Source organism: Pustulibacterium marinum, from assembly GCF_900116665.1.
Taxonomy (GTDB): domain Bacteria; phylum Bacteroidota; class Bacteroidia; order Flavobacteriales; family Flavobacteriaceae; genus Pustulibacterium; species Pustulibacterium marinum.
The window spans coordinates 69,260-95,583 of record NZ_FPBK01000011.1 but is presented as its reverse complement, the minus strand read 5'-3'; the positions used below and the strand labels follow the sequence as shown (position 1 = coordinate 95,583).

The window sequence follows — 26,324 nt, the reverse complement described above, 5'->3', positions numbered from 1 at the left end:
TTTGCTTTTCAATTTAATGAATGGCAGTTTTCACTTTATGTTCATCTGTGAACGTATTGGCTAAATTAGCCGCCGTTTCTATCAAAGCTAAATGTGAATACGCTTGCGGGAAATTACCTAAAAGTCGTTTTGTTTTAAAGTCAATATCCTCACTAAACAATCCTAAGTGATTACTGTATGATAACAATCTATCAAACATTTCTCTTGCTTTGGTATGCTCTCCAATTTTATTCAAACTATTGATGAACCAGAAAGAACAAATGGTAAAGGAGGAAGACGGAAGTCCAAAATCATCTTGATTTTTGTAACGATATAACAAACCATCATTACACAATTCCTTTTCAATGGCTTGAACCGTTTTCACATACCTCTCATCACGCGCTTCTATGATTCCATAGGTTTCCATTAGCAATACAGAAGTATCAAGATCTTGAGAACCATATGACTGAACAAACGCTTGTTTTTCATCGGACCAAGCATTTGTAAATATATCATTCTTAATTTCTTGTTCTAAAGGAACCCAACGTTCTATATAACGTGGTTTATTCAATATTTTAGCAGTTTTGATAGCTCTGTCAATAGCTACCCAACAGAGCATTTTTGAAAATGTAAAATGACGTTCTTCTGTACGAAATTCCCAAATTCCTTTATCTGCTTCTTTCCAATGTTCTTTTACCTGAAGTACAATTCCTTTGGTGATTCCCCAAAGTTCTTCGCAGTTTTCAACAGTGGTTTCAAACTTATAAATCTGCTGGTGAATTGCATCCATCAAAATTCCGTAAATATCATTTTGACGTTGCATATAAGCGGCATTACCAATACGAACCGGAGCAGAGTTTTCATAACCACTTAAGTGATCTAAAGTTTCTTCTGTTAAGGTCTTTTCTTTATTGATACCGTACATAATCTGTAATTTCTCATCCTTATCAGGAACCAAATCAATTACATACTGCATGAAACGGCGTGCCATGTCTTCGTGACCAAGATCTGAAACTACTTTGATAGTCATAGAAGCATCACGAATCCAACAAAAACGATAATCCCAGTTACGAACCTCTCCTATAGTTTCTGGTAAAGAAGTGGTTGCCGCAGCCAAAATGGCTCCCGTTTTATCGTAGCTCAATAGTTTTAAGGTAAGTGCACTTCTTATAATTTGATCATTATACTTCTTGTACTTTGGAGTATTTTCTACCCAAGTAAGCCAATAAACTTTGGTTTTTTCAAGTTTGAAAAATGCTTTTTCTGTAGTTTGATCTAGAATCTTTTCATTGTAACTTACCATGAAAAATTCATCCTGAGTCAATTCTATTTTTTCAGAACTTAAAACACTATCGTGGTGTACACTTGTGTACAAGTAAATAGAATCATACTTCTCTTCTTGATTGATGCTTGCTATAAAACCAGGTTTAATCATGGTTTCGGTCTTACCTTTTGCATAGCGCAACTTTGCATCATACTTTACGCTAAATTTTGGTTTTCCGGAAATATAGCTTACATACCTAATAATATCTGGTGGAGCGTAATATGAACTGGTTGATGCCTCGTGAAACCTTGGCATAAAATCATGTACTTCAAAAACACCTTCTTCACTCGAAAATTTGGTAATAAGAATGTTAGTAAACTTATAGTAAGATTGAGTAATAGTATACGAATCATCTACTAAAATTTCGAAACTACCACCTATCGATGTGTCTAATAATTTGGCAAAAACAGAGGAAGAATCAAACTCCGGCAAACAACACCAATCTATGGATCCTTCTTTGGAAATGAGGGCTGCACTTTTGCAGTTTCCAATAATTCCGTAGTGTAAATTATTCATTAATTATATTTTTTATAACATTAAACTACCTAAGAATCCTTAAATTAACGAAAAAATTCACAAAACCTTTTCCTTTTATGAGTAAAACAATTATTATTTCTAATCGATTACCGCTGCAAATTAAAATAGAAGAAGATGAAATATCTGTAAGCCAAAGTGTTGGAGGCTTGGCAACAGGAATGAAGTCTGTTCACGAAGATGGCGATAGTTTATGGATTGGTTGGTCTGGTCTTACCGAAGAAGAAATTACTGATACTACCAGGGATAAAGTCCAGAAAGAAATAGAAAAGAACAAATGTGCTATGGTTCCGTTGTCCGAAGATGATGTGGACCATTTTTATTATGGTTTCAGTAACAAAACGCTTTGGCCTCTTTTCCATTATTTTATGGAATACACCACATTTGAGCAAGAAAACTGGGAAAGTTATAAACGTGTGAATCAAAAATTCGCAGATGTTGTTTTAGATCATGTAGAAGATGGTGACACCATTTGGGTTCATGATTATCAATTACTATTACTTCCAAATTATATCAAACAGAAAAAACCAGATACTAACATTGGTTTCTTTTTACATATTCCTTTTCCTTCTTATGAAGTTTTCAGAACCTTCCCTTGGCGTGAAGAAGTGCTAGAAGGAATGCTTGGAGCCGATCTTATAGGTTTCCATACCTATGATTACGAAAGACATTTTTTAAGTTGTGTTCGCCGTTTAATTCATTTAGAAACCAACTTCAATGAGATTTCTTATGATGATAGAATTATCAAAGTAGATTCATTCCCTATGGGAATCGATTATGATAAATTCTACAATGCAGCATTGGCACATGAGAACATGAATGGTGATGAAAAGTCTGATATTCAAAAAAGACTAGACGAGCACCTGTACTCTTCCGATGATGCAAAAATGATACTTTCTATAGATAGATTGGATTACACAAAAGGAATTCCTAATAGAATTAAAGCATTTGAATATTTCTTAGAAAAATACCCTGAATATCAACAAAAAGTACGTTTAATCATGTTGGCAGTGCCTTCACGTTCCAATGTTCCTCAATATCAATTATTGAAAAGAGAAACTGATGAACTTGTGGGTAGAATCAATGGAAAGTTCTCAACTGTGAGTTGGACACCAGTTTGGTATTTCTACCGTTCATTACCTTTTGATAACTTGATAGATCTGTATACATCTTGTGATGTTGCTATGATTACGCCAATTAGAGACGGAATGAATCTTGTAGCGAAGGAATATGTAGCTACACGAGTAAAACAAGATGGTGTTTTAGTTCTTAGTGAAATGGCTGGGGCTTCCAAAGAAATGAACGAAGCTTTATTGATCAACCCAAATAATTTTGAAGCGATTGCAGATAAGTTGAAACAGGCATTGGAAATGCCAAAAGAAGAGCAAAAAGAACGTATTACTTCTATGCAAGCACGTTTGAAACGCTATTCTGTAGAGAAATGGGCCGAAGAATTTTTTACAGCTTTGAATACTTCTAAAACTGTTAGAAATACAATTGTTTCAAAGAAATTAACTCCGGCTCTTGGAGACGAAATCATAGAAAAATATAGTTCCGCTAAAAGACGTTTGGTATTTTTAGATTATGATGGAACATTAGTAGGATTCAATACAAATCCGCAAGAAGCAAAACCAGACGAAGAACTTTACAATCTTCTTGATGCTTTGTACGCACAACCAGATACCGATGTTATTTTGATAAGTGGTAGAGATAAAGAAACTTTTACCAAGTGGTATGGTGACAAAGACTACACTATGATAACCGAACATGGAGTTTGGCTCAAAGAACCAGAAGAAGATTGGAGAATTCTAGAAAATGTACGTAAAGAATGGATGCCGAAACTACGCCCTATACTTGAAACATTTGTAGATAGAACTCCGGGTACTTTTATAGAGGAAAAGAATTTCTCATTAGCATGGCATTTTAGAAAAGTAGATCCAGAGTTAGCTTCTCAAAGAGCGGTAGAATTAAAAACGGTATTGAATAGTTTAATTGCTAATCACCATTTAAGTGTTCTCGAAGGAAATAAGGTTATCGAAATCAAGAGTGGAAATGTGAATAAAGGTCGTGCCGCAAGCAGAATGCTTACTCGCAAGGATTATGATTTTGTATTTGCCATTGGAGATGATTGGACAGATGAATATATGTTCCGTGATCTTCCTGATACTGCCGTTACTGTAAAAGTTGGTTTGCAAAAAACTGTTGCAAAATATTTTGTTCAAAACACTAAAGAGGTTCGTAAATTATTGAAAAGGTTTGCAGATGCCCCTATTGAAGTTTAATTCATGAATTCAAATGGAAGCAATAGTTAATATTTCCTAAAGTCTATGGTTAAACTAACTATTGTGGGTAATTTCGTGAATGAATTAATCATACAAATAAATCTAAAATATTATGAAAAAAGCATATTTAGCTTTGTCCGCAATCGCATTGTCATTCTTTACTTTTAGTTGTGATACAAACACCAAAAAAGATGAGAAAAGCGAACCTAAAATGGAAGAAAGTACTACTCAAGAAGTGGAAATTGATTCTGTAACCTTAGGTTGGACTGGTTATAAAACTACAGATAAAACGCCTGTAAAAGGAGTTTTCAAAAAAGTAAACATTGGTGGTATTCATGAAGATGCTACTTCGCCAGAAGCTGCTTTAGATGGTGCTGTGGTAGACATTAAAGTGAGTAGTCTATTTTCTGGAAACGAAGAAAGAGACCCTAAATTAATTGACATTTTCTTCGGAACTATGGAGAACACCTCTATGCTTACAGGTACTTTGCATTTAACAGGAGATCAAAAAACAATTAGTGTTAAAATGAATGGAACAACAAAAGAAGTTCCAGTAGAAACTAATTTCTCAGATAACACTTTCACTGTTATGGGTGATCTTGATGTTACAGATTTTGGAGCTACAGCAGCTGTTGAAGCATTAAGCAAGGCTTGTTTTGATCTTCACAAAGGAGCAGACGGTGTAAGCAAAACTTGGTCTGAAGCTCATTTTGAAGGTAAAGTTTACTTCGGTTCAGATTTTGAATAAATATTTCCAAAATAAAACATTTGAAAAATCACTTCTTTATGGAAGTGATTTTTTTTGCTTTACACTTAGCTTAACAGTTTAGTTTAAATATTTCATAAATCATTGTACTGCAAAGTAGAACGAAGTAATTTCAAGCTATTCAAAAAAAGAAAACTATGAAAAATTCAAAACTATTACTTTTAGGACTATTAGGCACAATGGCGTTTACAAGTTGTGATGATAAGCCAAAAAAAGAAAAAATGACCGAAGAAGAAACTACTATAATGCCAGCTACTGAAATGGAAGATGAGCCAATGGCCATGGAACTTTCTGTAATGATGGAACCAAAAAGTGAAAGTACTGCAAAAGGTGAAGTAATGTTCGTTCAAGAAGATGACGAAGTAAAAATGACTGCAAAATTATCTGGATTAGAGCCAGGAATGCACGCTATTCACTTGCACGAAAAAGCAGACTGTTCTGCAGCCGATGGAAAATCTGCTGGTGGACACTGGAACCCAACAAATGAAAAGCATGGTAAATGGGGCGATGATGAAGGATACCACAAAGGTGATATTGGAAATTTTGAAGCTGATGAAGATGGTAACGCTACCGTTGAATTTGAAACAGATGAATGGTGCATTGAATGTGAAGACGACACCAAAAACATTGTTGGTAAAGGAATTATTGTACACCAAGGCGAAGACGATTTTACGTCACAACCTTCTGGAGACGCTGGTGCTCGTGTAAGCTGTGGTGGAATTATTGAATAAAAATAATCAACATCTCCATATTTTTTTAACAAAAGAGCTTCTCTAATTAGGGAAGCTTTTTTTCATAACTCTATTTCGCAAGTGAGCACTTTTTGAGTATTTTTGATACTTCAAAACCCAACCATATGAACCCTTCGTCTTCCGGATGGATCTCAAAATTTTTCAGTATCAATAAAACTGAATTTCCAGAAAAGGAAAACAGCTTGCTTACTCATTACCATGCTTTAAAATCTTGCGGATTTATTTATGGCACGAGCGTTCATTGCGTTTACAACAGATTTGAAAATTTAAAACTTACTTCTGAAGAAATTACAAAAATCAACTTGCTATCTGCCTTGGTAAATAGTTTTTTTGATAAATTCCCAAATGGCGATGAGAAAAAATTCGTAGAACTTTGTATTACGTTCTATGAAAATTATAAAGAAGAGAAATTCAATATTTTTAAAGATCTTTTCAGTGGTAAAAAAAGTGCTTCTCAGTTAGAAAAAATCATTGCTAATAGAATTCAGTTTGATTCTAATATCATTACCAAAAACTTTAGTAACATACTTACCAATACACTTCTTTTTATTGACGTTTTGGCCTTTCAGAATTTCCTAAAAGATGAAAAACAAAACAGCATTGCATACACTAAAAATCTAGAAACGGTTGTAGAAACCGTGGTCATTGCATCTATCAAAACCAAAGAGGAAAAGAGTAAATATGATAAGCAGTTATTAAAATTATTTGAGGCTTCTTTACGTTATCATGAAGAGGAACAATCTATAGAAAAAACATACCAAGAGCATATTCAATTCTTAAAAACCGAACTTGAAAAACAGTATTTGCTAGACATTACGTGTATGACGGTTTGGGACGATAAAAATTTAGAATTAGCTGAAATTGATTATATAAAAAAGCTTGCAGTAGATTTAGACGTTGCCAATGAAACTGTGAACGAGGCAATTTTGAAAGTATATGATTTTTTCGATGCACATAAAGAGGAATTGCCGTATTTAAGTGATCCAAACCCGGTGAAGAATTTTTATGATAACTCTTCTCAAATGGTCATGAATTTGATTACCAGAAATAGTAAGCGCTTGTTGCTAGAACTTTCGCAAAGTAAAGAATTGGTGATATTACTTTCTCAAAGTACTGCACGAGATTTGAATAAAGGGGAGAAACAAAAAGTGAAAGAACAATTGCTAGACATTTGCAAATCTATCCCTTCACTTGCTATTTTTATTTTACCAGGCGGAAGTGTTTTACTCCCGCTTCTCATAAAATTCATCCCAAAATTATTGCCTTCCGCATTTGATGATAACCGAATTCGCTAGTTTAACCAATCTTTGAATTCTTTCACACGTTCCCTACTTACAATAATTTCAAATTCATGAAAATGATGCAACTTTAGTTGTAAACGTGAATTTGTATAGGTTATAATATCTTTAATCGCATTGATATTAATGTAGAATTTTCTGCTCACACGAAAGAAAATTTCGGGTTGTAATTCATTTTGCAAATCTTCCAAAGTAGTTTCTAGTAAATAATTTCTGCCGTCTGTGGTTGCTGCGTAGGTTCCTTTATTTTCTGAATAAAAACATTCAATTTCTTCAACAGGAATCATTTTTAAATGCTGACCAATTTTTACCGTAAAACGCTTTTTGTAATTTCTTTCGATAGGATTGACCAATAATTTTTTGATTTCATCAAAGTCAACGGAGAGTTTTTCTTTCTTCGGAATACGCTCTTTGTATTTTTTTACAGCCACTTCCAATTCCTCATCATCAATTGGTTTTAACAAATAATCTATACTATTCAGTTTAAAAGCTTGTAGCGCATATTCATCATAGGCTGTGGTGAAAATTACAGCACTTTTAATGTCTATTGCATCAAAAATTTCAAACGAAAGTCCGTCTGACAATTGAATATCTAAAAAAATCAAATCAGGATGTTCATTCTCCTGAAACCATGCTATGGATTCTTCCACAGAATGCAACATTTGCGAAACTTCAACATTCAGCTCTGCTAACATTCTAGAGAGGCGTCTTGCAGCTGGCTTTTCATCTTCGATGATAATTGTATTCATTGATGAGTTTTTGTAGTGGTTAATTTACTTCCAGTTTTGTTTATTTTCTTCGTCTAGGAATTCTTTCATCTTTCGGTCTTCCCAATCTTTATTGAACAACATGTGCTTACCAAATACTCCAAATGCGTGAAAAGCCACTCCAATTCCCCAGAAAAAAGCTGTAGACCAAGTATTAAATTCCAACAAAGATTCAAGCCCTCTTCTATTAATGCAAATTACGGTAATGATAAAAATATTCACTATCACATAAGCTGCTAAATGGGAGTAAAACCCTTTGATTTTTTGAACACGTGTTTTTGCTCTTGCGTATGCCTCGTTTGCTTCGTAATTGTTATCTAGATTATTCATATTGACGGCTATTATTTTTTTCTTCGTTCATAAATTCTTCCATTTTTCTTCTTTCCCATTCTTTACCAAAATATTTTCCTTTGTAAAAAACGGAAAGTGCATGAAATGTTAATCCTATACCCCAACCAAACATTGGGAACCAAAACCATTTAAAATCCCAATAGGTCATGTAATTGATAAAGATTAAAAACGGAATGACCATAATATAGGTAAATACATTCCAATAAAATCCTTTTAACTCTTCTACCTTCTTTTTAGCTTGGTAATATGCTTCTTGTTCGTTATAATTTTCCATAATATAATTTATTTCCAGTTAGATGATTTTTTGTCTTGTTCCATGTATTCTCTAATTTTTCTTTCTTCCCAATTTCCGCCGGGACCATAGACTTTAAAAGCTTGAAAAGCTAAGCCCATTCCCCAACCTGCTGCCGGAAACCAAAACCAGTGAAATCCGTTAGATCTTGTTAGATTTATAAATACTAAAAATGGAATTACTATACAATAAGCGGCCAAGCTTGTGTAGAAATCCTTCAAGTCTTCTACTCTTTTACGCGCCTTTACGTACGCATTATTTTCTGTTATTTCTGATGTTTTCATGACGTTTGAAATTTGTTTGGTAAGCATTGGAACTTCAACCTGAAATTCTGTTTCAGACTTTCCTATAACCACTGCTCTTTTCGTTAAAATTGCGTAGCGTTGCTGAATATTTCTAAGACCAACTCCACTACTCTTTTTTACAACTGCTTTGGGTTGCAAGTTGTTACTTACCACAAGATTTCCATCTTTCTCAAAAATTTTCACATGCAGTGGTTTTTGTGGCGTAACCATGTTATGTTTTACAGCATTCTCGAGTAATAACTGTAATGAAAGCGGAACTACTTTTGCTTCCGGATTGCTAGCTTGATCCGGAATATCAAAAACAATACTGTCTTCGAAACGCATTTTTAAAAGATTTACAAAAGTTCTGGCAAATTTGAGCTCTTCATCTACCGGTACCAATTCTTTATTTTTCTGTTCTAACACATATCTATATACTTTAGATAATGAAGTAGTAAACTTCTGCGCAGCATACGGATTTTCTTCTATTAAACTGGTTAATACATTCAAACTATTGAACAAAAAATGTGGATCTAATTGATTCTTCAAAGCATCAAACTGCGCCGATGCCGTGGTCGCTATTATTTTTTGCTCTTTTAATTTCGTTTTTTGAAGCTCCTTATAAAAATAAATCGCATGATAAATAATAGTCACAAAAGCAGTTACAATTAAACTCAATATATAATCTGAAGTAGATTCACTATTGATAAAAGTACTCCAACTGTAGCCTTCTATCCCCATGATAATTCCCATTCGAATAAGGAACACCGCAATCATGGTTAGCGTAATTCCGCCAAATACTCCAATTAAAATTCTAAAAACCGGCTTTATAGTACTGTTAGAAAACTTTCTATTGAGAAAATCATAATAATAACCATTGACGAATAATAGTACTTCAGAAAAAATGAGTCCGTATCCTATAGATTTATAGAGTTCTCTGTTAAATTCTATGTCTGAACCATTGGCCAACTGAATAAGTATAACAATTACTGTTACAACCAAGCCAATAGCTAGTCCAATGAAGAATGTTTTTATGATTTTCTTTAAATTCATGATTTATTTACAAGATGCTAATACTTCTTTTGCTCTGCCTTCTCCCCAACTTGGGTAAAAAGGAGTTTCGTTTTTAAAGGTAGTAAAAAGTTCCAATGCCTTCTCAATATCTTTACAATAGGGAGCTGTATCCTTTCCAAAATATTGAGCCATTCCCATATTCCATTCTGCTGAGGACAAAGCTACTCTAGGATTTTCTGGAGCCATTGCTGTTGCTTTTTGATAAATGGCTGTGTTTACAGCTCCGTATTTCATACCATAGGTAGCTCCATCAAAAGCTATCCAAGCGGTGTTATGCATTGCTTCCATAATCAGTATCTCTACGTTATCTGGTGACAATTGTTTTGCTTTTTCCAAACTCGTTTTTGCCTTGTCTAATTTTAATTGTAACCGCGTTTTATCTTTTTCAGAAAAAGCATCAATAATATTTACATAAGCTACGTAATATAGCGGAATCCAATTTTCTGTTTCCACTGCGCTAATGCGTTCAAACATATTTGATGCTTCTGTAGCTTTTCCTTCTTGCCAAAGTGCGAAGGCTTTTTCCATTCCTTTTTCATAAGATTGAGAAAATCCGATAACGGATACAAAGGCAAAACATAAAGTAAAAAGTAATTTCATAACTGTTCTATTTTTTAATGACACTGTAAACTTACCACGGCATCATCTTATATGAAAAAGAGAACTACCGAGTTGTAAGTTTTCAATACTGAATTGTAAAACTTGGATAGCTACCGAATATTCACGTTCTTTAGTAGACTAATTTTTCTTCAATGATTTCATACAACCCAAAAGATTGGCTCGCATTTATTTTTAGGTTTCACAAAGCTGATACATTTCGAAAACTTTTACCATTAATGGCCGTAATTGCCATTTATTCACTACTGGTGGCTTTTTTAGAAATCGAATATTGGAAGCTTAGTGAAAATAGTCATGTGAAGAATATTACCATTATGCACAGTATTCTAAGCTTTGTAATTTCTTTGCTACTTGTATTTAGAACCAACACTGCCTATGATCGTTGGTGGGAAGGCCGAAAACACTGGGGAGCTTTGGTAAACAACAGCAGAAATTTGGCTATTAAAATTTCTGGAATGTTGCAGGAAGAACAGGATCGAAAATTTTTTAGAGTTGCTATTCCTGTTTACGCCTCAATCTTACAAAAACATTTGAATGATGAAACCACCAGTCATCAGTTAGATGAAGAATATACTATTCCAATAAATCATGATCATCATAGGCCCAATCAAGTGGCAAGAAGTCTTTTTCAGAAAACAAACGAATTGTACAAACAACAAAAAATAACGGGTGACCAACTCATTGTACTCAATGCAGAACTACAAAGTTTTACTGATATTTGTGGCGCCTGCGAACGTATTAAAAACACGCCTATCCCCTTCTCTTACAGTTCTTTCATTAAGAAATTTATATTCTTCTATGTGATGACATTGCCCTTTGGATATGTTTTTAGTTTGGGTTATTACGTAATTCCGGTGGTTGTATTTATATTTTATGTATTGGCAAGTTTAGAATTAATTGCTGAAGAGATTGAAGATCCGTTTGGTGATGACCCAAATGATCTTCCTACCAGAAAAATAGCTTCCAATATTAAAAAACATGTGGGTGAAATTTTATAAATTATCCAATTGATTACGGTTCTTATTTGAACTGATGGTCCAGAAGAATCCAACAAAAACAAAAGAATCTGCATTTGGACGAACGGCTTGCCTGTCATAAAATCCATTAGAATTTGGAGCGTCAGCATATTGATATCCGCTAATATTTTTAAACCCTAATGGATTGGTTACCGACACAAATAATATTTGTTGTTGACTCACCAAGTATGCCCAATTCAATCCAATATTGTTATATGATTTTGTTTTGGCATTCATAAATTCAGTTGTATTTCTATCATCATAAGGTCTACCGGAAGTAAACGAATACGTAAATCCAAATTGACTTTTTAAATCGTTAATCCAATATTTGGTAACCAAAGAAAAATTATGGTTCGCAGCAAAATTTGGCATCACTTCCGCTTCGTAATTCCTGAAATCCCTTTTGGTATCTAAATATGAGTAACTCACCCAGTAATCTACATTTTTAAAGGTTTTTTCGTCTCTCCAAAAAACATCAAGCCCCGTAGCATAACCAGCACCATTGTTACTAAAATCACTTCCATATTCTGGATATAATCCATCAAACTTCACTAAATCATCATACTTTTTATAATAGGTTTCCGCTCTAAAAATTCTCCCATCGAATGTATATTGATAGTTTAAAATATAATGTTGTGCCTGCTGTGGTTTTAAGTTTTCTGCATATTGCAAATAACTATTTGCCGCAGTTTGATAGAAATTTCCGTATGCAAAAGAAACTTGATCATTTTTACCGGTTTTGTAAGCCAACGAAGTTCTTGGAGATACCAAAATTTTATCTGAAACACCATCATAGGAAGTTCTCAATCCAGCTTTTAATGCTAGTTTATTGGTGAAGAAAATATCGGTTTCGGCAAAAATAACCGGTAGTTCTTTCTGTACTTCGCTCGTAAACTGAAAATTGTTTTCATCTTGAAAATCTTGCTCATAATTAGATGAAAAATATTCGATTCCAGTATTTAGTTTGATATGACTATTGAACTTTTTCTTCAAATTCATTTTTAAATGATACGCCGTTTCTGTTTGATCTATAGCATCATCAATAATCATCATGTCATTTTTTGAGAGTGATAAACTAGCACCTGTAGACAAAATCCAATCATTTTTCAAAGCACCTTTGTATGAGAAATTTGAATACCAATTTTTATTAGTAATATCATATTTCACTCTATCTTCATAATTGATATTTCTTTGGTTAACAGCAAAATTGGTATAATCAAAAGCTGAATAAAATTTGAAAAGTCCGTTATCCAGCTTATGCCTGTAAACTGCTTCACCAGATGCAACTTGAAATGGTTTTTCCCACTCGTTTCTATCTGGGAACAATTCTAAATACGGCGCCAAATTCATGTATGAAAGATTCACACTCAACGAATTTTCACCCCAAATTTGTGTATTTCCTAAACCAGCGCCAATGGACATTATTGAAATATCTGTGGCTTCTTCTTCCGGTTCATTAATGGTGTTAAGCAATAAAACACTGGACAAAGCTTCACCATATTCTGCGGAATAACCACCCGTAGAGAAACTAGTTCCGCTAAATAAAAATGGTGAATAGCGTCCACGAGTTGGAGAATTATTTGGCGATGTATTATACGGTGTAAACACACGAATTCCATCTATAAAAATTTGAGTTTCATCAGCTTCTCCTCCACGAACAAAAAGTCGGCCATCCTCCGCCACAGTTGAAGTTCCGGGTAGGGTTTGTAATGCTCCAACTACGTCGCCAACCGCTCCAGCTGTAGTTACAATGTCTAAAGTATTCAAAGCAGTAACCTTTGCATTATCTCCCGCTTCAAAAGTTCCGGCAGTCAAAGTAACTCCTGTTAATGTATTGATAGCTTCCTTCAGTTTTACTTCAAGTTGATTCATTTGTCTTACGTCTTCCTTTAATTCGTAAGTTTCAAAAGCCATGAACGAAATAGACAATGTTTGTGATCCTTCTTCCGAAGTGGAAAATGAAAAGTTCCCATCTATATCTGTTGAAGTGCCATCATAAGTTCCAACTAAAAAAACATTAGCTCCCGGAATAGGAATTCCTTTATGGTCTGTGACTTTACCGGAAATAGTAGTTTGTGCATGTGCACATACTGAAAATAACAATGCTGTAAAAAAGATGAACTGTTTCATAATTTGATTGATTTATGATGCAAACATCTTTAAGAGCTACATTAATGGAAAAATAAAGCGCCTCAACTGTAAAATTTCATAACTGAAATGTTAATCCTCTGTCAGAAGAAGTAGAAAAGATTACTTTTGCAGCTAATAGCTAAATAACAAACCAAAATAGTTTACAAAACTCATCCAAGAATGAAAAGAGTTGTAGTCACAGGCCTTGGTGCCCTTACCCCCATTGGAAATACCACAGAAGAATTTTGGCAGAATAGTGTTGCCGGAAAAAGTGGAGCCGGAAAAATCACTCATTTTAATCCTGAAAAATTTAGAACGCAAATTGCTTGTGAAGTCAAAGACTTTGAACCTGGCAAGTATTTAGATAGAAACGAAATTAAAAGAAGTGATGTGTATACACAGTATGCTTTATACGCCGCTTCACAATGTTTAGAAGATTCAGGATTAGACCTTTCTACCATAGATCCTTTTGATATAGGCGTTATCTGGGGAAGCGGACAAGGAGGTATGAGTACTTTTGAAGATGAGTTAGAAAATTATTTTACAAAAGATTACAATCCACGTTTCAACCCATTTTTCATTCCAAAAATGCTTGTGAATATGGCTAGTGGAATGGTTTCTATGAAATTTGGTTTACGTGGCATTAATTATACTCCAGTTTCTGCATGTGCTACTTCTAACACTGCCATAATGGATGCCGTAAATTACATTAAACTTGGAAAAGCAAAAGCATTTATTACCGGAGGATCTGAAGCAGGAATTACACAAGGTTCTATTGGCGGATTCGCTGCTTTAAAAGCAATGTCTACTCGTAATGATGATCCTACCAAAGCAAGTAGACCATTCGACAAGCAACGCGATGGTTTTGTGATGGGTGAAGGTGCCGGAGCATTATTATTAGAAGAATATGAACATGCCGTTGCACGTGGAGCAAAAATTTATGCTGAAGTTGTAGGAACTGCAATGACGGCAGATGCATACCATATGACATCTCCACACCCTGAAGGATTGGGCGCTTCTAAATGCATGACATTAGCTTTGGAAGAAGCTGGAATTTCTCCAGAAGAAGTTGACTATATGAATATGCATGCAACTTCCACGAACGCTGGTGATATTGCTGAACTAAATGCCGTTTATAAAACGTTTGGAGCCTCTAAAAACCTTCATATTAGTGCTACAAAATCCATTACTGGACATTTAATGGGAGCTGCAGGAGCTGTGGAAGCCATTCTTGCTATTAAAGCAATAAACCATAACATAGTTCCTCCAACCATCAACGTGGACGAACTAGATGATAGAATTCCTGAAGGAATGCAGATTGTTACCAATACTGCCTACGAAAAGGATATTAACATTGCTATGAGCAATGCCTTTGGTTTTGGTGGTCACAACTCTACAGTTTTGTTCAAAAACATATAAAAATTTAATTCTAGTTTGGTCTTATATTTTGAGATCAAACTAGAATTTACGCTACTTTCCGTGATAATCGGTATTTTCCACTTATCGATATTTATTTCACATTCAACTACAGTTATTGCCAGTTACACCTAATTAAAGATTCTTTCTTAAGCATTCGGAGTACATTCGTACTATGAAATTGATTTAATAACTAAAAATCACAGGTGTTATGAAAATCTTAGCCATTGATGACCAGCAATTAGTTTTATATCCACTCAAAAGACAACTTACAAACTTAGGTTTCGAAATAAAAACGTTAGTTTCCTCTGTAGAAGCTATTAAAGTGTATGAAACCTTTCTACCAGATTTGGTTATTGTGGATATGAACATGCCTACTATTAGTGGTTTAGATATTATCCGATATATACGAGAACAAAAAGGAGATCAAATTCCTATTTTAGTTTTATCCGGTAATACCAGTGAAAAATTAATTATTGATTCTTTGAAATTGGGTGTTTATGAGTATTTAAGAAAACCTATCAATATTGATGAATTAAGTGCTGCGGTAATAAAAATACTAGGATGTCCGAAGGAAAATGTTAAAAGAAGTAAAATTCCAACCATCATAGAAAAATCTTGTGTAGGCTTGGTAGTTCCTTGTCACAATGTAGAAGATATTTTGATTAATGAGAATTTTATTGATTTTATTGATACCCACTCTGGTTTTCATCTTTGTTTTATAAATGACGGAAGCACCGACGATACACTCAATATTCTTTATCAGTTACGAAAAGGAAGAGAAAATCACATCACCATTTGTAACTATAAAACCAGTGTAGGTAAAACAGAAGCTATACGACTAGGAATGTTGTACATGGCGGAATTTGAAGATCTTAATTTTGTTGGTTTTACATATCCTGAAATGTTGATGGATTTTTCCAACTTCAAGGAATTGATTACAGAAATTGAGAATTCTGATGTAAACATTGTGAGTTCTTTTTACCAAAACTCTGTACAAAAAGAACGTTTATCAAGTATTATAAATCTTATGAGCTATAAAACACTTGGAGTTAAACTTAACAACGTAAAGAGTGCTACCTCCATTATGAAACGTGAATTGGTTTCATGTATATTCAAACGTAAATTCACGTGTAAAAAGTTCTTTGATTATGAAATTTATTTACGTTTAAAACAAAAGTTTGGCAAAAGAGAAATGTCCAATATTATTGCAGAATATTCTGTAAATCAATCATTAGAGTCTGAAAAACAAAACTTAACTATAAAAGAAAATATAAAAGTGTTGATTCAACTAGCCGAAATTATTTGGGATAGTAGATCTCCAAAAGAAGAGAATGATATGACGTTGATTTAATGCATGTGGTTCGTCAGAATTCTGACATAATTCATAGATTTAATTTTTAGGTTTCACAAAAAAACCGACCATTTCTGGTCGGTTTTTTATTTATGATATGTAAAACTAAAAAATTAGTCTTCTTTAGTCTCTTCTGCTGTTACTTCGGTATTTTCTTCACTAGTTTCAGTAGTATCAGTAAAGTCATTAAAACCATTTTTTACCAATAAATTATACCACTGAACCACTTTTTTAATATCGCTAGGATAAACGCGATCTTCATCATAATCTGGTAAAACTTCAAAGAAATATTCTTCTAGCTTATCTTTAGAATCTTTATGTTTCACAGCAGTTTCACCACCGTTCTCTTTTTCTTGAATCTTAGCAAAAACTTCACGAAGAGGCATTTCTTCTTGCAATGTATAGATAGCAATTTCTGAAAGTACACTAACATTACTACGCATTCCTACAGTAATTTTTTTGCCATCTAATAAAGATTTGGCAACAAAACCTGTTCTGGTTTGTGTTTGTAATTCGTATAATCCCGGTTTACCTGATATAGCTACAATTTTATCTAAACTCATATGTTATTTTTTAGAGGCGCAAATATCTACTTTTTAATAAGTAATCAAAAAAAATTAACGTGCTTTTTTGGCATCTGGAAAACGCATTCTATATTCTGCTTTTACTTTTCCTTTGCTGATATTGCCTAGTTTACCTTTTAATAAACGCTTTTTAAGAGAAGAAAGTTTGTCTGTAAACAAAACTCCTTCAATATGATCAAATTCATGTTGAATTACACGTGCTGCCAAGCCATCGTACTCTTCCATATGCTTTTCAAAATTTTCATCGTAATATTCAATTTTGATTTTTTCATTTCTGAAAACATCCTCACGAATATCTGGAATACTCAAACAACCTTCTGTAAACCCCCACTCGTCTCCTGTTTCTTCAACAATTTTTGCATTGATAAAAACCTTTTTAAAATCTTTTAAAGTTTCCTTTTCGGCTTCAGTTAAATCATCGTCTTCAGCAAATGGAGAAGCATCTATAACAAATAAACGAATTGGCAACCCAATTTGTGGCGCCGCCAAACCTACTCCATACGCGCCATACATGGTTTCAAACATGTTGGCAATTAAGTCTTGAAGGTTAGGATATTCTGCTGTTATATCTTTCGCTTTTTTGCGTAATACCGGATCTCCGTATGCTACAATTGGTAAAATCATACTACTTTATTTGATTTAATCTTAGAATTGCAAAAGTACAAAGAAACTGAAACCTACGTTATCTTTTGCCATCTAAATACGTTTGAAGAATAATTGTTGCCGAAATTTCATCGATCAAAGCTTTGTTGGCACGCTGCTTTTTCTTTAAACCTCCATCGATCATAGATTGAAATGCCATTTTTGATGTAAACCTTTCATCTACACGCTCGGTAGGAATATGAGGAAGTTCTATTTGTAATTTTTCTAAGAATTTCTGAATATGTACTTCGCTTTGGGAAGCTTCATTATTCATTCGTTTAGGTTCTCCTATAACTATGGTTTCTACATTTTCCGTAGCACAATAATCCTTCAGAAAAGAAATGAGCTCTGGCGTATTCACTGTGGTTAAACCAGAAGCTATGATTTGTAATTCATCTGTTATTGCTATTCCTGTTCTTTTGGTTCCGTAATCGATTGCTAAAATTCTAGCCATTTATTTTTTTTGTAAAAATAGGTTAAAATTGTGATACCTGTAAAATTAGGAGGGCTATTCATTTTTAAGATTCTATCTTTACCACAGAAATTAAAATACCAGAATAAATAAAAGTAGTTTAATGAAAGATTTACAACAAATTATAGAAAAAGCATGGGATGACAGATCCTTGCTTACTGAAGAAAAAACAATTGAAGCTATTAGAGAAGTTGTCTATTTGCTAGATACAGGAGCTTTAAGAGTTGCCGAACCTACGGAAGATGGTTGGCAAGTAAATGAGTGGGTAAAGAAAGGTGTTGTGCTTTATTTCCCTATTCAGAAAATGGAAACATTGGAAGCTGGAATTTTTGAATACCATGACAAAATTCCATTAAAAAGTGGTTATAAAGAAAAAGGAATTCGAGTAGTTCCTAACGCCGTTGCACGCCATGGAGCTTATATTTCTTCTGGAGTTATCATGATGCCAAGTTATGTGAATATTGGTGCATATGTTGATGAAGGTACTATGGTTGATACCTGGGCTACCGTTGGTAGTTGTGCACAGATTGGTAAAAATGTTCACTTGAGCGGTGGTGTTGGTATTGGTGGCGTTTTAGAACCATTACAAGCTGCACCGGTTATCATTGAAGACGGTGCTTTTATTGGATCTAGATGTATTGTAGTTGAAGGTGTAAAAGTAGAAAAAGAAGCCGTTCTTGGAGCAAATGTAGTATTAACTGCTTCTACAAAAATTATTGATGTTACGGGCGACGAACCTATTGAAATGAAAGGAAGAGTTCCTGAACGATCTGTAGTAATTCCTGGAAGTTATACTAAGAAATTTGCTGCTGGTGAATTTCAGGTTCCTTGTGCATTGATCATTGGAAAACGTAAAGCGTCTACAGACCTTAAAACTTCTTTGAACAATGCGTTAAGAGAATATGACGTAGCAGTTTAAAATTTATACACATAATTTTATTAAAAAGCCTTTTTCTCTAAGATGAGTAAAAGGCTTTTTTTGATTCTAAAATATCTAAATCTCTAGAGTAGCATTTCACCATTCTTTATAAAAACAAAACAAGAAGGTATTACATTTATTTTATATTTGCCGTTGAAAAATAACCATTCCAATCAATGCAAAAACTATCTGCAGTTGTTATTACGCTTAACGAGATCAATTACATAAAAGATTGCGTCAAGAGTATTTCTTTTGCAGATGAAATAGTAATTATTGATTCTTTTAGTACAGATGGAACTTGGGAATATCTGCAAAGTTTACCTCATGTACAATCCTCTCAACATCCTTTTGAAAATTATACAAGTCAAAAAAACTATGCATTACAAAAGGCATCTCATAATTGGGTTTTGTTTATTGATGCTGATGAAGTGATTCCTCCAAATCTTAAAAATGAAATTCTAGAAATTTTAAAGTCGCCTCAAAAAGATGCGTATTATATTTTTAGAAAGTTCATTATGAATGGAGTTCCTTTAAAGTACTGCGGTTTTCAAACCGATAAACAATTACGCCTTTTCAATAAAGAAAATACCTTTTTTGAACCTGAAAGACTTGTTCACGAACGATTAATTACAAGCGGAACTACCGGAATTTTAAAAGAAAAATTAGATCATCATTTTTACAAATCAAAAGAAGATTACACCCGAAGAATTCTTTTTTATGGACAATTAAAAGGTAAAGAGCTATTTCTAAAAAATAAAAAACCGGGATTCTTTGTTCAAAAGATAAAACCGGCTTTTAAATTCTTTCAAAAATATATTATTCGCTTTGGCATATTAGATGGTAAAAATGGTTATACCATCTCTAAAATAAATGCTAAAGGTGTAGCTGAGCGGTACAAAGAAGTGAAAAGGTTAAGAAAACAACAATCTTAAACTCTGCCTTTTTAAGCGTTCACTATAAATTTTTCTGTGTACCACGCAACTTGCTTTCTTAATCCTTCTTCAAAAGAAGTATTAGGACTGTAACCTAATAACTCTTCAGCTTTGTCTATGATTGCTGTAGTTCTTAATTGGTCTCCAGGTCGAGGAGGTTTGGTTTCTAAAATAGCTTTTTTGCCTATTATTTTTTCTATAAGCTCAATCCCCTCTTTTGTGGTATGTTCTGCAGAAGAACCAATGTTTATAATTTCACCAGCTAGTATTTCTTCTTTACCTATAACAGCCAACATTGCTGCAACAATATCGCCTACAAATGTGAAACTACGAGAATGCTTTTCACTTCCTTCAAATAAAGGAAAAGGAAGATCTTCATAAATTGATTTGATAAGTTTTGTGTAAAGCTTTTCAGGTCTTTCTCGTGGCCCATAAACAGAATATAAACGAAGAGAGCAAGCTTTCATGGTTCCGCTACGTTGCTCAGCTAAAGCTAATTGTTCGCCAGCTAATTTTGTAACGCCATAGTTAGAAACTGGCAACGTGAGTTCTGTTTCTTTCAAATTGGCTACTCTCCCATAAACAGATGAAGTTGAAATATTCACAAATAACTTCACATTTGGGCTACACTTTTTTGTCCACTCTAATAATTGGTGTGTTGCCCAAACATTATTTTTTTGATAATCAGAAAATGATGTACTCGCAGAGATACCTGGCTGTGCCGCAAAATGAAAAATATAGTCTACAGATTCCGGTAAAATCCCGGAAAGATCTTCATGCAAATTAGCTTCTATAATCTTAACTCCTTTACTTACAACATCTGCAGCATTCATTCGCTTTAGACCAACATCATAATAATCGTTAAAATTATCAACTCCAAAAACTTCATGACCTTGTTCTGCAAAAGCTTCTGCCACATGCGAACCGATAAAACCAGCAATCCCGGTAATTAATATTTTCAAAACTTAAATCATTTATCAAATGCAAAAATAATTATTGTTACATAAAAAAGGCCTTGAGAATTCATTTTTTTGAAAAAAGGACTTTGTATCTTTGTAGTTTAGCAAAATATTTATGAGACAAAAAATATCTGCACTAGTCATAACTCTTAACGAAATTAACAATATAAAAAATTGTATTGATAGTTTATCGTTTGCAGATGAAATTGTAGTTATAGACTCCTACAGTACAGATGGTACTTGGGAATTTCTTCAAAAAGCACCTAACATTACTGCTTACCAACATGCTTTTGAAAACTACATGACGCAAAGATCTTATGCATTGTCTAAAACAAATTTTGATTGGGTACTATTTATAGATGCAGATGAAGTTATTACAGCTCCTCTTCAGAATGAAATTCTTAATGTTCTTGAAAAACCTGGTCATGAGGTTTATTATTTTTATAGACAATTTATCATGAATGGAAAACCATTAAAATACTCTGGTTTTCAAACAGATAAACAACAACGATTATTTTTAAAAACTAATGTTCATTATGACAAAAACAGAATTGTTCATGAAGGTCTTATTTATGAAGGTTCTTCTACTGTCTTGAAAAATAAATTGGAGCATCATTTTTTTAAATCTGAAGAAGATTACACCAGACGAATTTTATATTACGGTAAATTAAGAGGGCAAGAACTTTTCAAAAAAGGAATAAAACCAACTTTTTTTCATTATTATCTAAAACCATTGTTTAGGTTTTTAAAGAAATACATTATCAGGCTAGGAATTTTAGATGGGTATAATGGTTATCTAATTTCTAAAATCAATGCTCAAGGTATTAAAGAGCGCTATTTAGAAGTTGATAGGCAACGAAAAGAATACAAAAACTAATCTTTTTGTATTCCTACTGGAGTCCAGTAAATTTTGTTTTCCTTCACCTCTTTTCTTATTGCGACGTTGAAAGCGATTGATTCTGGTGTTTTATAGCCTCTTGCATGGTCTAGGTGAACACAAATGGCACTGTAACGTATTTGTTTAGATTTAATTCCATAATTAAACAAACGCTCTCCCAATTCACGATCCTGACCTCCATACTGCATTCTCTCGTTAAGCCCGTTCACTGCCAAAAGATCTTCTTTCCAGCCCGAAGCATTGTGTCCGTTCCAACTTGCATTGGTAGGCGTCACTTTATTTAAAAAAGATGCTTTTGAGCCTGCTGCGGTTAATTTTGAGTTTTTGAATGATGATTTTAACCCGTTCTTCTTTAACCAATCAATATCAAAACATTTCCCTTCTAAAATATCTTTTTTCGTTATTTTTTGAGAAATATCCATTGGCAATTTAAAATATCCGCCCGAAAGAAAATAACCTTTCTCTCTATAATCTGCATGAACTTGAAGAAAATCTTTTCTAGGAATACAGTCACCATCGCTCATTAAAATATAATTATAAGAAGACGCTACGATAGCTTTGTTTAAAATTCTAGATTTCTGAAAACCTTCATCTTCCTGCCAAACATGCACTATTTTATAAGAAACTTGCTTTTTAATAGAAGAAAGTAACTCTTTGGTTGCAGGACCAGACCCATCATCTGCAATTACAATTTCAAAGTTCTTAAAAGTCTGAGCTTCATATCCCCAAAGAACTTTCTCTAACCATGCCTCTGCATTGTAAGTACTAATAATTACTGAAATTGGATCGGTATTCATCTCCTTAAAAAATTTCAACAAAAATAGAGTGTTTTATTTTCTTAAAAAAACCTATACTTTCGTAATCATATATGATAGCATGAAATTTCTAGTAATTCAGCAAAAAATGATTGGCGATGTACTTACAAGTACCATCATTTGTGATAATCTAAAACAGAAATATCCTTCTGCTACCATACATTTTGTAGCAAATGACAATACATTGGCTGTTACAGATCATCATCCAAATATTGATAAGGTAATTGTTTTTAAAAAAGAATTTAGAAACAACAGGAGTCAGTTTCTTCAATTTTTGAAAGCAATTAGAAAAGAGCATTACGATGTTGTGATTGATGCTTACGGAAAATTGGAAAGTAATCTAATTACTTTAGCCTCCAAAGCGTCCAGAAAAATATCATATCACAAGACCTATACCTCCTGGATCTATACCAAAACGTATAATACACATACAGTTACAGATCCTGATATGACCTTAGCTATAAAAAATAGGATTACATTACTGGATGATTTTCAGTTAAACCCAACAAAACTGATTACTAAACCCAAAATATACCTCTCCAAAGAAGAAAAGATTGCTGCAAGGAAATTTTTGCTAGAAAACGCTATTTCTGAAACTGAAAAAATTATTATGATTAGTGTTTTAGGTAGTAGCGAGCCTAAAACCTATCCAGCGACTTACATGGCCAAAGTAATCGATCAAATTTGTAACGCTGGTAATTATACCATTTTATTCAATTACATTCCACCACAAGAAGAGCAAGCAAAGGCCATTTACAACTTATGTAACGCACATTCCCAATCAAAGATTAAATTCAATGTTTTCTCTGATTCACTTCGTGGTTTTCTGGGTATTGTTTCTCACTGTTCAGCATTAATTGGAAACGAAGGCGGTGCTGTAAACATGGCAAAAGCTTTGGAAGTGCCTACTTTTGCTATATTTGCACCTTTCACGAAGAAAGAAGGGTGGAATTTACAAAAAGAAGAACAACACAAGGCTATTCATTTAGATGAGTTCAAACCTGAGTTGTTTCAACATAAAAAAAGAAAAGAAATTATTCAACAGTATGCATCATTTTATGAAGTATTTACGCCCGAACTATTTCAAGAACATCTTTCCAACTTTCTACAAAAGCATCTGTAATTTATGATTTACGACGTTGCAGTAGTTATTATTAACTACAACACATCTTCTTATACCACTGCATGTATTCAAAGTATTTTTGAAAAAACCAGTAGCAAAATTTCATTACAGATTGTTGTGATCGACAATAATTCTGAAAGGGAAGATTATGAATTGTTAGCAAAAGATATTAAAGATTTGAATAGCAAGCATGTTTTTCTCTTTAGAAGTAAAATCAATACAGGTTTTGGAGGTGGTAATATGCTAGGTGTGCAATTTGCTAATGCTCACTACTATGCTTTTATAAATAACGACACTTTAATGCAGAACGATTGCATTACTGATTGCTACAATTTTATGCAAGAACATAGAGATACTGCTGTGTGTGGCCCATCTATAGTAATGCAGAAAAAAGGGCAATCTCATAGTTTTGATCATTTTATATCTGCCTCGAAAATACTTCTTGGAAACACTGGATTAGAAACTTTGTTTCCTAAAAAATATCCGAAGAGAAAAGCTTCTTATAATCAACCTATCCAAGTAAATTATGTAAATGGAAGTTTTATGTTTTGTAAAGCTGAGGATTTTCATGAAGTTGGAGGATTTGACACAAATATTTTCTTGTTTTATGAAGAAAGTGATTTGTGTTATCGCTTAAAAAAGCTAGGAAAGAAAACTTATTACATCCCTACAACATCGTATATTCACTACGAAGGCAAAAGTCAAAAAAGCCAGAAAAAGAAAAAGTTAGAGCTAAAAACGTCTATGATGTATGTGATTCAAAAACATCAAGGATTTTTCATCTATCAATTTGTACGCTATTTTCTATTTTTGAGGTATTTACTTACCGCTATTGTAAAACCTAAAAAGAGTTTTTACTTAGTAGTAGCTTTTTTCAAAGGACTTCCCTTAACAGACTCTATTAAGCTAAAACAAAAAATTAATCTTTAAAAATAGGATTCCATTTAGTGGCAATAGATTCAATAGTAAAATCCTGAGCCCTTTTATAGCAAGATTTCTGTAATTTCTCGATATCTAAAGTATGTGCTTCCAGTTTATCAAAAAACCTGATAATCTCATCCTCATCCAATAAAAAACCATCAACACCATTTGAAATTACTTCTTTTGGACCCGAGTGACTTGTTGCAATGGGAATAGTTTTACTCGCCATTGCCTCTATAATGGCAACACCAAAAAGTTCTTCCCACTCTTTAGATCTTTTTGAATTCAAAACTAAAAAAGTATTCGATTGTAAAAATTTAGCTATTTCTTCTTTTGAGTCTAAAAAGTCTTGATAAAATATGTTATCCGATGTCGCTGCAATTTGTTTTACTTCCTCTTCCAGACTTCCTTTACCCACCAAGGTAAAACGAAAAAGAGGATGATCTTTAAAAAAATGAATGGCCTCCATTAACCCTTTATCTTCTTCAAATCTACCCAAAAAAATAAAACCATGATCATCTCTTTCAACATCTAACTGTTTATAAAAAATAGGATCAACAGTATGGTAAACCAAAGAAACTTTATCTGAAGGAATTTCATAATATTTAATAAGCTGTGCTTTAGATTTTGCTGAAACAGCAAATATGTGCTTTGATTTTTCTTCTAAAAAAAACTTCCATTTATTTAAAAGGTCTGGAGTAACTCTTTTTTTCTTTGGATAATATTTTCCATCCCAAAAAGTCCATGATGTATGATAATATAATTGATGGTTTTTTAGAAAATATAATAAAAAATTAAGTTTATAGTCATAAGGAGCTATCCCTAAAACAACTTTCTTGTTTTTTGTAAACAGTAATGACAACATGAAAAATAAATTAATAAACTGCTTACCAAATTCTTTTATATTTCCCTGAATCAATCCTTTATACATCCTGTTAAAAACAGAAAACTCCCTGAATTTTAAAATCGTACCATTCAATTCACAGCAACGTTGCAATCCTTTATAATGAGAAGGAATTCCCTTTTTATGAAGTACATACACGATTTGATCTTGCTTCAATGCCATAAACAAAATTTAAATTTGCGTGGCAATATAAGAAACAAATAAAAACAATGTTTGTTTTTATTATTCCAAGTCATCAAAATATAGCATTAGAATAAATTGTACTAATTTTGTGAATTTGATAAAATTATGAAAGAAGAACTCCATAAAAGCATTCAAATAATCAAAGAAGGTGGTACACTACTCTACCCTACCGATACGGTTTGGGGATTGGGTTGTGATGCACGAAACGAAGAAGCAGTACAAAAAATATACGCCTTAAAACAACGAGAGGAAAGCAAAGCATTGATATGCTTAGTATCAGACGTGATAATGCTAGAACGTATTTTCCGTGAAATTCCAGATGCGGCATACGACCTTATAGATCATTCTGATAAACCAACTACGATTATCTATGACAACCCAAATGGCGTGGCTAAAAACCTCATTGCTCCCGATAACACTTTGGCGGTTCGGGTTGTCAAAGACGAATTTTGTCAGCAACTTATTAGAAAGCTGAACAGGCCAATTGTTTCAACATCGGCCAATATTAGTGGTGCTCCTACTCCAAAATCGTTCAAAGAAATCAGTAACGAAATTTTATCAGGTGTGGACTATGTAGTAAATTTGCACCGCGAAAAAATTTGCGAACAACCTTCTACTATTATCAAATTAAGTGGAAGCGGACTTTTTAAAATAATTCGCAAATAGTTTTAGTTTAATGAAGGTTCCGCACTCAGCGTGCGGCGGGCTTTCGGCAGTCGCTTTTTATTTTATTTC

26 protein-coding genes are annotated in these 26,324 nt (G+C 33.4%); 13 read left to right on the top strand and 13 right to left on the bottom strand.

Annotated elements, in window-relative coordinates; translation table 11 throughout:
* Positions 1 to 13: 13 nt before the first annotated feature.
* A complete protein-coding gene (locus BM383_RS13890) occupies positions 14 to 1,819 on the bottom strand; it encodes a glycoside hydrolase family 15 protein (protein ID WP_093025751.1) in 1,806 nt (601 codons plus the stop codon).
* A gap of 77 nt (positions 1,820 to 1,896) precedes the next feature.
* On the opposite strand from BM383_RS13890, the gene BM383_RS13885 reads away from it, so the two are divergent.
* The 4 genes from BM383_RS13885 to BM383_RS13870 all read left to right on the top strand — a co-directional run bounded on the left by BM383_RS13885 (position 1,897) and on the right by BM383_RS13870 (position 6,932).
* Positions 1,897 to 4,119, top strand: a complete 2,223-nt coding sequence (locus BM383_RS13885) for a bifunctional alpha,alpha-trehalose-phosphate synthase (UDP-forming)/trehalose-phosphatase (protein WP_093025750.1) — start codon at positions 1,897 to 1,899, stop codon at positions 4,117 to 4,119.
* Between the two features lie 112 nt (positions 4,120 to 4,231).
* A complete protein-coding gene (locus BM383_RS13880) occupies positions 4,232 to 4,867 on the top strand; it encodes a YceI family protein (protein WP_093025749.1) in 636 nt (211 codons plus the stop codon).
* A 155-nt stretch (positions 4,868 to 5,022) separates the two neighbouring features.
* On the top strand, positions 5,023 to 5,616 hold the full coding sequence (locus BM383_RS13875; RefSeq protein ID WP_093025748.1) for a superoxide dismutase family protein: 594 nt from the start codon (positions 5,023 to 5,025) through the stop codon (positions 5,614 to 5,616).
* 92 nt (positions 5,617 to 5,708) lie between these two features.
* Positions 5,709 to 6,932: an LETM1-related biofilm-associated protein gene (locus BM383_RS13870; RefSeq protein WP_218157944.1), complete on the top strand. Its 1,224-nt coding sequence runs from the start codon at positions 5,709 to 5,711 to the stop codon at positions 6,930 to 6,932.
* Here BM383_RS13870 and BM383_RS13865 read toward each other — a convergent pair.
* Genes BM383_RS13865 through BM383_RS13845 form a run of 5 tightly spaced genes read right to left on the bottom strand, consistent with a single transcriptional unit; the run spans position 6,929 to position 10,303 of the window.
* The gene (locus BM383_RS13865) at positions 6,929 to 7,684 is read right to left on the bottom strand and encodes a LytR/AlgR family response regulator transcription factor (protein WP_093025746.1); all 756 of its coding nucleotides are present in this window, start codon (positions 7,682 to 7,684) and stop codon (positions 6,929 to 6,931) included. The genes BM383_RS13870 and BM383_RS13865 overlap by 4 nt on opposite strands.
* Before the next feature lie 24 nt (positions 7,685 to 7,708).
* Complete coding sequence (locus tag BM383_RS13860) at positions 7,709 to 8,032, bottom strand: 2TM domain-containing protein (protein ID WP_093025745.1); 324 nt, start codon at positions 8,030 to 8,032, stop codon at positions 7,709 to 7,711.
* Complete coding sequence (locus BM383_RS13855; protein WP_093025744.1) at positions 8,025 to 8,327, bottom strand: 2TM domain-containing protein; 303 nt, start codon at positions 8,325 to 8,327, stop codon at positions 8,025 to 8,027. Before BM383_RS13855 ends, BM383_RS13860 begins: the two co-directional genes overlap by 8 nt.
* An 8-nt stretch (positions 8,328 to 8,335) precedes the next feature.
* Positions 8,336 to 9,682 carry a 2TM domain-containing protein gene (locus tag BM383_RS13850; RefSeq protein WP_093025743.1) on the bottom strand — a complete coding sequence of 449 codons (1,347 nt, stop codon included), beginning with the start codon at positions 9,680 to 9,682 and terminating at the stop codon, positions 8,336 to 8,338.
* A 3-nt stretch (positions 9,683 to 9,685) separates the two neighbouring features.
* Positions 9,686 to 10,303, bottom strand: a complete 618-nt coding sequence (locus tag BM383_RS13845; protein WP_093025742.1) for a tetratricopeptide repeat protein — start codon at positions 10,301 to 10,303, stop codon at positions 9,686 to 9,688.
* Between the two features lie 152 nt (positions 10,304 to 10,455).
* Between BM383_RS13845 and BM383_RS13840 the strand changes: the two genes are divergently transcribed.
* A complete protein-coding gene (locus BM383_RS13840) occupies positions 10,456 to 11,319 on the top strand; it encodes a bestrophin family protein (RefSeq protein ID WP_093025741.1) in 864 nt (287 codons plus the stop codon).
* Here the strand turns inward: BM383_RS13840 and BM383_RS13835 are convergent.
* Positions 11,314 to 13,467 carry a TonB-dependent receptor gene (locus BM383_RS13835; protein WP_093025740.1) on the bottom strand — a complete coding sequence of 718 codons (2,154 nt, stop codon included), beginning with the start codon at positions 13,465 to 13,467 and terminating at the stop codon, positions 11,314 to 11,316. The genes BM383_RS13840 and BM383_RS13835 overlap by 6 nt on opposite strands.
* Positions 13,468 to 13,647: 180 nt before the next feature.
* Between BM383_RS13835 and fabF the strand changes: the two genes are divergently transcribed.
* Entirely contained in the window at positions 13,648 to 14,886 is a 1,239-nt protein-coding gene (fabF, locus tag BM383_RS13830) for a beta-ketoacyl-ACP synthase II (RefSeq protein ID WP_093025739.1), read from the top strand.
* Between the two features lie 208 nt (positions 14,887 to 15,094).
* Complete coding sequence (locus tag BM383_RS13825; protein WP_093025738.1) at positions 15,095 to 16,237, top strand: response regulator; 1,143 nt, start codon at positions 15,095 to 15,097, stop codon at positions 16,235 to 16,237.
* Between the two features lie 113 nt (positions 16,238 to 16,350).
* Here BM383_RS13825 and BM383_RS13820 read toward each other — a convergent pair whose 3' ends face one another.
* The 3 genes from BM383_RS13820 to ruvX are packed head-to-tail and all read right to left on the bottom strand — an operon-like array spanning position 16,351 to position 17,917.
* A complete protein-coding gene (locus tag BM383_RS13820; RefSeq protein ID WP_093025737.1) occupies positions 16,351 to 16,800 on the bottom strand; it encodes a DUF5606 family protein in 450 nt (149 codons plus the stop codon).
* 54 nt (positions 16,801 to 16,854) lie between these two features.
* Positions 16,855 to 17,445, bottom strand: coding sequence for a peptide deformylase (gene def, locus BM383_RS13815; protein ID WP_093025736.1), 591 nt, complete (start codon positions 17,443 to 17,445; stop codon positions 16,855 to 16,857).
* Positions 17,446 to 17,503: 58 nt separating this feature from the next.
* Positions 17,504 to 17,917, bottom strand: coding sequence for a Holliday junction resolvase RuvX (ruvX, locus tag BM383_RS13810; protein WP_093025735.1), 414 nt, complete (start codon positions 17,915 to 17,917; stop codon positions 17,504 to 17,506).
* A gap of 121 nt (positions 17,918 to 18,038) precedes the next feature.
* Between ruvX and BM383_RS13805 the strand changes: the two genes are divergently transcribed.
* Entirely contained in the window at positions 18,039 to 18,854 is an 816-nt protein-coding gene (locus BM383_RS13805; RefSeq protein ID WP_093025734.1) for a 2,3,4,5-tetrahydropyridine-2,6-dicarboxylate N-succinyltransferase, read from the top strand.
* Positions 18,855 to 19,030: 176 nt separating this feature from the next.
* The gene (locus BM383_RS13800; protein WP_093025733.1) at positions 19,031 to 19,786 is read left to right on the top strand and encodes a glycosyltransferase family 2 protein; all 756 of its coding nucleotides are present in this window, start codon (positions 19,031 to 19,033) and stop codon (positions 19,784 to 19,786) included.
* Between the two features lie 11 nt (positions 19,787 to 19,797).
* On the opposite strand, the gene BM383_RS13795 is transcribed toward BM383_RS13800, so the two are convergent.
* The gene (locus tag BM383_RS13795) at positions 19,798 to 20,748 is read right to left on the bottom strand and encodes an NAD-dependent epimerase/dehydratase family protein (RefSeq protein WP_093025732.1); all 951 of its coding nucleotides are present in this window, start codon (positions 20,746 to 20,748) and stop codon (positions 19,798 to 19,800) included.
* 112 nt (positions 20,749 to 20,860) lie between these two features.
* Here BM383_RS13795 and BM383_RS13790 point away from each other — a divergent pair, with 112 nt between their 5' ends.
* Complete coding sequence (locus BM383_RS13790; RefSeq protein WP_093025731.1) at positions 20,861 to 21,622, top strand: glycosyltransferase family 2 protein; 762 nt, start codon at positions 20,861 to 20,863, stop codon at positions 21,620 to 21,622.
* On the opposite strand, the gene BM383_RS13785 is transcribed toward BM383_RS13790, so the two are convergent.
* The gene (locus BM383_RS13785) at positions 21,619 to 22,440 is read right to left on the bottom strand and encodes a glycosyltransferase family 2 protein (protein ID WP_093025730.1); all 822 of its coding nucleotides are present in this window, start codon (positions 22,438 to 22,440) and stop codon (positions 21,619 to 21,621) included. The genes BM383_RS13790 and BM383_RS13785 overlap by 4 nt on opposite strands.
* Positions 22,441 to 22,519: 79 nt before the next feature.
* On the opposite strand from BM383_RS13785, the gene BM383_RS13780 reads away from it, so the two are divergent.
* The gene (locus BM383_RS13780; protein ID WP_093025729.1) at positions 22,520 to 23,581 is read left to right on the top strand and encodes a glycosyltransferase family 9 protein; all 1,062 of its coding nucleotides are present in this window, start codon (positions 22,520 to 22,522) and stop codon (positions 23,579 to 23,581) included.
* A gap of 3 nt (positions 23,582 to 23,584) precedes the next feature.
* Positions 23,585 to 24,511, top strand: a complete 927-nt coding sequence (locus tag BM383_RS13775) for a glycosyltransferase family 2 protein (protein ID WP_093025728.1) — start codon at positions 23,585 to 23,587, stop codon at positions 24,509 to 24,511.
* Here BM383_RS13775 and BM383_RS13770 read toward each other — a convergent pair.
* Positions 24,501 to 25,481 carry a glycosyltransferase family 4 protein gene (locus BM383_RS13770; RefSeq protein ID WP_177229131.1) on the bottom strand — a complete coding sequence of 327 codons (981 nt, stop codon included), beginning with the start codon at positions 25,479 to 25,481 and terminating at the stop codon, positions 24,501 to 24,503. The two genes, BM383_RS13775 and BM383_RS13770, sit on opposite strands and share 11 nt — an antisense overlap.
* Before the next feature lie 213 nt (positions 25,482 to 25,694).
* Between BM383_RS13770 and BM383_RS13765 the strand changes: the two genes are divergently transcribed.
* Positions 25,695 to 26,255: an L-threonylcarbamoyladenylate synthase gene (locus BM383_RS13765; RefSeq protein WP_093025726.1), complete on the top strand. Its 561-nt coding sequence runs from the start codon at positions 25,695 to 25,697 to the stop codon at positions 26,253 to 26,255.
* Positions 26,256 to 26,324 lie beyond the last annotated feature (69 nt).

Coding starts and splice junctions, on each gene's coding strand:
- BM383_RS13890 (WP_093025751.1), bottom strand. CDS start 1,819: ATGAATAATTTACACTACGGAATTATTGGAAACTGCAAAAGTGCAGCC.
- BM383_RS13885 (WP_093025750.1), top strand. CDS start 1,897: ATGAGTAAAACAATTATTATTTCTAATCGATTACCGCTGCAAATTAAA.
- BM383_RS13880 (WP_093025749.1), top strand. CDS start 4,232: ATGAAAAAAGCATATTTAGCTTTGTCCGCAATCGCATTGTCATTCTTT.
- BM383_RS13875 (WP_093025748.1), top strand. CDS start 5,023: ATGAAAAATTCAAAACTATTACTTTTAGGACTATTAGGCACAATGGCG.
- BM383_RS13865 (WP_093025746.1), bottom strand. CDS start 7,684: ATGAATACAATTATCATCGAAGATGAAAAGCCAGCTGCAAGACGCCTC.
- BM383_RS13860 (WP_093025745.1), bottom strand. CDS start 8,032: ATGAATAATCTAGATAACAATTACGAAGCAAACGAGGCATACGCAAGA.
- BM383_RS13855 (WP_093025744.1), bottom strand. CDS start 8,327: ATGGAAAATTATAACGAACAAGAAGCATATTACCAAGCTAAAAAGAAG.
- BM383_RS13850 (WP_093025743.1), bottom strand. CDS start 9,682: ATGAATTTAAAGAAAATCATAAAAACATTCTTCATTGGACTAGCTATT.
- BM383_RS13845 (WP_093025742.1), bottom strand. CDS start 10,303: ATGAAATTACTTTTTACTTTATGTTTTGCCTTTGTATCCGTTATCGGA.
- BM383_RS13840 (WP_093025741.1), top strand. CDS start 10,456: ATGATTTCATACAACCCAAAAGATTGGCTCGCATTTATTTTTAGGTTT.
- BM383_RS13835 (WP_093025740.1), bottom strand. CDS start 13,467: ATGAAACAGTTCATCTTTTTTACAGCATTGTTATTTTCAGTATGTGCA.
- fabF (WP_093025739.1), top strand. CDS start 13,648: ATGAAAAGAGTTGTAGTCACAGGCCTTGGTGCCCTTACCCCCATTGGA.
- BM383_RS13825 (WP_093025738.1), top strand. CDS start 15,095: ATGAAAATCTTAGCCATTGATGACCAGCAATTAGTTTTATATCCACTC.
- BM383_RS13820 (WP_093025737.1), bottom strand. CDS start 16,800: ATGAGTTTAGATAAAATTGTAGCTATATCAGGTAAACCGGGATTATAC.
- def (WP_093025736.1), bottom strand. CDS start 17,445: ATGATTTTACCAATTGTAGCATACGGAGATCCGGTATTACGCAAAAAA.
- ruvX (WP_093025735.1), bottom strand. CDS start 17,917: ATGGCTAGAATTTTAGCAATCGATTACGGAACCAAAAGAACAGGAATA.
- BM383_RS13805 (WP_093025734.1), top strand. CDS start 18,039: ATGAAAGATTTACAACAAATTATAGAAAAAGCATGGGATGACAGATCC.
- BM383_RS13800 (WP_093025733.1), top strand. CDS start 19,031: ATGCAAAAACTATCTGCAGTTGTTATTACGCTTAACGAGATCAATTAC.
- BM383_RS13790 (WP_093025731.1), top strand. CDS start 20,861: ATGAGACAAAAAATATCTGCACTAGTCATAACTCTTAACGAAATTAAC.
- BM383_RS13785 (WP_093025730.1), bottom strand. CDS start 22,440: ATGAATACCGATCCAATTTCAGTAATTATTAGTACTTACAATGCAGAG.
- BM383_RS13780 (WP_093025729.1), top strand. CDS start 22,520: ATGAAATTTCTAGTAATTCAGCAAAAAATGATTGGCGATGTACTTACA.
- BM383_RS13775 (WP_093025728.1), top strand. CDS start 23,585: ATGATTTACGACGTTGCAGTAGTTATTATTAACTACAACACATCTTCT.
- BM383_RS13765 (WP_093025726.1), top strand. CDS start 25,695: ATGAAAGAAGAACTCCATAAAAGCATTCAAATAATCAAAGAAGGTGGT.